Consider the following 5,218-nt stretch of genomic DNA (forward strand, 5'->3'; position numbering starts at 1 on the left):
CCACGTCTGTTGCCTCATGCTGGCCGGGGTGCGCGCCTCCCTTGGCCTGTTCGAGCACAGCAGGCACAGTGCCGTAGACCCAGGTGTCGCTCATGTTCAGCACTGTGCTCTGAAAGCCATACGTGGTGGCAGGGGATGGGGCGGGGATGACCGGCATGCCCGCCAGCAATGCGCCGACCAAACGGTCATCCTGCATCCCAGGCCCTATGTGTGATGCTACATAGGCTGCCATCCTTCCGGCATCATCGAGCGCGATGCGGATGTCCGAGATCATCGCCGGTGATTGCGTCGACCATTGCATGTCGTCGGAGCGCATCCATTGCAGACGCACTGGTCGCCGCAATTCGCGCGAGAGAAGGACCGCCTCGTCCTCGCTTCCGGCGCTGCCGCCGTTGGAGCGGCCATAATGCCCTGCGCCGGGATAGGTGCGCACCACCACCTTGTCTTCATCGCTCCCCAGCATCAGCGCGATCATCCGCCGCAGGTGCTGCGGGTTCTGGCTATGCGTGTGAAGCCAGACCGAGCCATCCTCGCGATAGTCGGCAAGACTGACCATCGGGCTGATAGGGGCATGCTTATGGTATGGCATCAGATAGCTTGCCCGAAGTTCACGCGTAGTCTTGACCGACGAAGCATTGCCCTTGTTCGCGCGACCATCGCGCACTGGTGTGGGGTCTTCAGTCGCCATCATTCTCAGATGGTCTTCCAAGCGCTCGCTAGGGGGCAGTCCTTCCCACTTTGACCATTCGCAACCGTCGGCGACCGACTGTGCAGCCTGAACCGCCTCCCATTCATCCGGAGATACGACGGCAAGCAGGTTGCCGATCCTTACCAGTCGTGCGCCGGGGAACTGTTTGCCATCCAGCTTGCCCGGCGCAATCAGCGTCGATCCCAGCGTTGCCGGATGGATCGTGCGTGCATGAAGCATTCCAGGCAGTGTCACGTCGCCCACCCATACGGTCTTGCCAGTAACCTTGGGCGCTATCGAAGGGTTGAATACCGGCTTGCCGATAATGGTGTAGTCCTTCACCGGCTTCAGGGGCGGATCGGCATCCACGCGCAGCCCCATCGGCATGGTCAGGTCACCGGAAATCGGGATGACCAGATGCAGGTCTTCGCCTGCCAGAAGTTCGCCATAGCTTATGGCTTTCGTTGCGCCGGAGATTACGCCTTCGCGAACCGATAGGTTGGCGCGCGGCACCGCGAGCCGCCTGGCCGCCAACTCAAGCGAAGCCTCACGCATCAATGCTGCGACCTTGCGCAGGTTCTGACCATAGCGCAGCAGGCCGAATGTGCCACCCCCATCCGGTGTGCGGTCAGTGTCGCCGGAGACCACCTCTGTCATTGCTTCCAGAGGGACGCAGAGTTCCTCCGCTACGATCTGGCGATACGCGGTGTAGATCGTGCTTTGCCCAAAATCACACTTTCCGGTGCGCAACAGGACGGTGTTATCCGAAAGGATCTCGATCCAGCCATTGACGGTAGCGGCTGAATGCGCATGTAAATTGGCTTTGCTGGCGTTTACCCGCGCAACTGCACTGCGACCACCCATCGCGAAAACGGCAGCGAGTGTGCCTCCCGCAGTGAGGAACCCGCGCCGGCTGACACCCATCAAGCGGGCACCGTGGACATTGATATCGTAGATGATTTTCGCTTCGGACTTCGAGGGTGAGCGGATCATGCCGACTCTCCGTGCACCATGAGCTGCGCCGCACGGTGAGCGCCTTCGAGTATCGCGGCATAGCTTCCGCAGCGGCACAGATGCGGCGACGGGCCTGACGTCGTCAAAGCTTCGCGAATGTCCTGATCAGTTGGCTTGGGATTGGCCTCGAGCAGTTCGGTGACCTTGATCATCATCCCGAACTGGCAGATCCCGCACTGGGGCACCTGCTCGTCGATCCACGCTTGCTGCACTGGATGAAGCGTGTCTGCGGACAATTTGCCCTTCTGACTGGCCCAGCGCTGGGGGAGGCCGTCCACCGTGGTCACCGGTTTGCCTTCCAGGGCCGAGATAGGGGTCACGCACGCACGCACCTCCTCGTCGCCCAGCAGAACTGAACAGGCGCCGCACTGGGCAAGTCCGCATCCAAATTTGACCCCCATGACGCCCAGTTCATTGCGCAGGACGTAGAGGAGCGGGGTGTCAGGCGATGACTTGACCTTTCGCTGCTGACCGTTGACCACGATGGTGTTCATGTCGCCACTGCCTTTCCAATTGCCTTCCAGAATCAGAGCCTGTCAAAGACCAGTCGCTGCCTCACCAGCAGGAGTGTAGCGCGCTCCTTCCACGCTTACGGTCGCCAGGAGCGCTTCAATCTCGGCAAGATCCTGAGCCGAGAGGGCGATGTCTGCTGCGCCAAGATTTTCCTCGAGACGATGCAGCTTGGTCGTGCCGGGTATCGGCACGATGAAGGGCGCCTTGGCCAGCAGCCAGGCCAGAGCAATCGGTGCAGGGGTCGCGCCCCGGTCGGCCGCGATCTTTTTAACAAGGTCCAGCAGATTGAGGTTGTGGGCGAAGGCTTCTGCCTGGAAGCGCGGCAGGCTGCCGCGGAAGTCGCCTTGCGCCACCTGCTCGGCGCTGGCGATACCGCCAGCAAGGAAGCCCTTACCGAGCGGCGAATAGGGCACAAGGCCGATGCCGAGTTCATGGCAGGCGTCGAGAATACCGTTTGTCTCCACCTGCCGCGTCCACAACGAGTATTCGTTCTGCAGCGCCGCCACGGGCTGTACCGCGTGCGCGCGCCGCACCGTGGCGGCGCCGGGCTCCGACATGCCGAAGTGCTTGACCTTGCCCTCTGCGATCAGGTCTCGCACGGTACCCGCCACGTCCTCAATTGGCACCTTGGGATCCACGCGATGCTGGTAGAATAGATCGATCGCATCGACGCGCAACCGCTTGAGCGAGGCGTCGCAGACGCGGCGGATCTGTTCAGGGCGGCTGTCCACGCCGCGCATCGCGCCACTGTCGGGGTCGATATCGAAGCCGAACTTGGTTGCGATCACCACCTCGCCGCGGAAGGGCTCAAGGGTTGCGCCGACCATGTCCTCGTTGGTCCAAGGGCCATAGACTTCGGCAGTGTCGAAGAACGTGACGCCACGTTCGAAGGCTGCGCGGATCATGGCAATGCCCTCAGCGCGAGACAGCTTGCTGTTGTAGCCGAAGTCGATGCCCATGCAGCCATAGCCAAGGGCGGAAACGGACAGGCCGGATTGGCCCAGAGTGCGATTATCCATTGCTCAACTCCTTGAGAATGAGGTGCAACCGGGCTGCCGGATCTTGCCCGCAAACATCGCGGCGATGACGCCGCCGTCGATCAGCAGATCGGTGCCGGTCACGAAGCCGGCATCCGCGAGGCGCTGTGCGGCGGCTTGCAGGACGGCCGCGTTGCAATCTGCCAGCAGCAGCTTGCGGCCGAACCCTTGCCTGCGTGCGATTGCCTCGCCGATACCGTCCGAGCCGATGATGACCACGACGTCCATGGATCACTCTTCCTGCTTGAGACCGGCAATCTTCCGCGCTGCTTGCTGCCAACGGTCTTCCATTTTGGAGAAGTGCATAGACCAAGTGATTATTGCCGATTAGACCGGTCTTTCTGCATGAACCTATATAGAAACGAGATAAATGATGCGCGATGAACTGGGCGATCTATCGACGTTTCTGGTCGTCGCCGAAGAGCGCAGCTTCACCCGTGCGGGGGCGAGGTTGGGGACTTCGCAATCTGCGATCAGCAATGCCGTGCGCCGTTTGGAAACCCATCTCGACATCAAGCTGCTTGCGCGCACAACGCGCAGCGTGAGCCCGACACAAGCCGGGGAGCAATTGCTTAGCACCCTGCGGCCAGCACTCGGCGATATCCGGCAGCAGCTCTCCTCGCTCGCCCGGCTACGTGAGCGCCCCTCCGGCACTGTGCGCATCACCACCAGCCGTCATGCCGCGCAAACGGTCCTGTGGCCTGCGGTCGATGCGGAGCTGACCCGCTATCCCGAGATTCAGATCGAGCTGTCGATCGATGGTGCTCTGACCAACATCGTGGCCGACAGATTCGATGCCGGTGTGCGCCTGGGCGAGAGCCTGGAAAAGGACATGATCGCGGTGCGCATAGGCCCGGACCTGCGTATGGCTGTGGTTGGGTCACCCGACTATCTTGCAACGCACGCGCCGCCGCAAACCCCGCGCGACCTGATAGCGCACCGTTGCATCAATCTGCGCATGGCGACCCGCGGCAATCTCTATACGTGGGAGTTCGAAAAGGCGGGGCAGACGCTGAACGTGCGCGTGGAGGGGGCAATGATCGTCAACGACAGCGCTCTGGCTATCGAGGCTGCACTGGCCGGTCATGGCCTGGCATGCGTGATCGAAGACGACGACTTGCGCGCGCACATGGCAATTGGCCGACTGGTCCGCTTGCTTGCCGACTGGTGCCCACCTTTCGCCGGCCATCACCTTTACTACCCCGATCGGCGCAATCTCTCGCCCGCATTTCGCGTGCTGCTTGATGAGTTACGTGCGAGGAGGCGGCCACAAGACTCGCAGGTTCAACATTGATTACGTGATGCTTGAAGCATCTTCCCGATACTAATACTTCGTGCCATTCTATTCCTTGAGCGGGTTTGGCTGCATCGACTTGGTGGTTTCTGGATAGTGTCACCTTTCCAAGCAATCAGCGGCAGTGGCAAGTCAGTGCTGTATTTGCCATTTACTAGAAATGGCTGAGCTTTAAGAAATGGCGGTCTGCTGGCTTCACTGGATATTTCAGGGCAGCCCTTCCAGATCGGGCATTAATAGGGCGAAACGCGCCAAAGTGCTCCTGCCGATGAGCGAGCGGCTTGGCCGTCGCGCCTCCTTGCGGTGACGGGTCGAAGTAGCCCTGGCCGGATTGTTATCAGGCAACGCTGAATTGGATGCGCACCACATGGAACAGACCGTTGACGAGCAGCTGCGAGCCATCGGCCGTGCCAACGGCAGTCGCGCTGTCTCAGAGCTGGTCAAAGCTGGAATCGTAAGCCGTTTCTATCAGGGCTTTGCCACCAACCATGTTCACCAGGGGGAAGGGCGCAATGTGGTCTACGTTGTCAAACCCGAAGTCCTGCAACTTCTCCCCAAGGCGCGATCAGAGACCATTGGTGTGGCGATGTCGGCCGCTCCACCTCCCATTGACCCCATCCTTGTGCGGGTCACACAGCGGAAGCGGGGAGGGGCAGGGCAGGGTGACTTGTT

The 5,218-nt window shown here is 61.0% G+C and carries 5 protein-coding genes and 1 pseudogene; 2 read left to right on the forward strand and 4 right to left on the reverse strand.

Translation table 11 applies throughout. The features are described 5' to 3' along the window. The 4 genes from B9A23_RS21870 to B9A23_RS23030 all read right to left on the reverse strand — a co-directional run. The coding region (locus tag B9A23_RS21870) for a molybdopterin cofactor-binding domain-containing protein (RefSeq protein WP_254895248.1) at positions 1 to 1,681 on the reverse strand (1,681 nt) is incomplete at its 3' end. Continuing rightward, positions 1,678 to 2,196: a (2Fe-2S)-binding protein gene (locus B9A23_RS21875; RefSeq protein WP_084281515.1), complete on the reverse strand. Its 519-nt coding sequence runs from the start codon at positions 2,194 to 2,196 to the stop codon at positions 1,678 to 1,680. The genes B9A23_RS21875 and B9A23_RS21870, both read right to left, overlap by 4 nt. Before the next feature lie 42 nt (positions 2,197 to 2,238). After that, positions 2,239 to 3,234 (reverse strand): aldo/keto reductase, encoded by a 996-nt coding sequence (locus tag B9A23_RS21880; protein ID WP_084281516.1) that lies wholly within the window; start codon positions 3,232 to 3,234, stop codon positions 2,239 to 2,241. Positions 3,235 to 3,237: 3 nt separating this feature from the next. Then, positions 3,238 to 3,471: a hypothetical protein gene (locus tag B9A23_RS23030; RefSeq protein ID WP_176218128.1), complete on the reverse strand. Its 234-nt coding sequence runs from the start codon at positions 3,469 to 3,471 to the stop codon at positions 3,238 to 3,240. Between the two features lie 151 nt (positions 3,472 to 3,622). Between B9A23_RS23030 and B9A23_RS21890 the strand changes: the two genes are divergently transcribed. After that, complete coding sequence (locus tag B9A23_RS21890) at positions 3,623 to 4,546, forward strand: LysR family transcriptional regulator (protein ID WP_084281518.1); 924 nt, start codon at positions 3,623 to 3,625, stop codon at positions 4,544 to 4,546. Positions 4,547 to 4,913: 367 nt separating this feature from the next. Beyond that, positions 4,914 to 5,218, forward strand: a pseudogene (locus B9A23_RS23135) (hypothetical protein); the annotation flags it as partial.

The organism is Novosphingobium sp. B1 (assembly GCF_900176395.1).
Lineage (GTDB): Bacteria > Pseudomonadota > Alphaproteobacteria > Sphingomonadales > Sphingomonadaceae > Novosphingobium.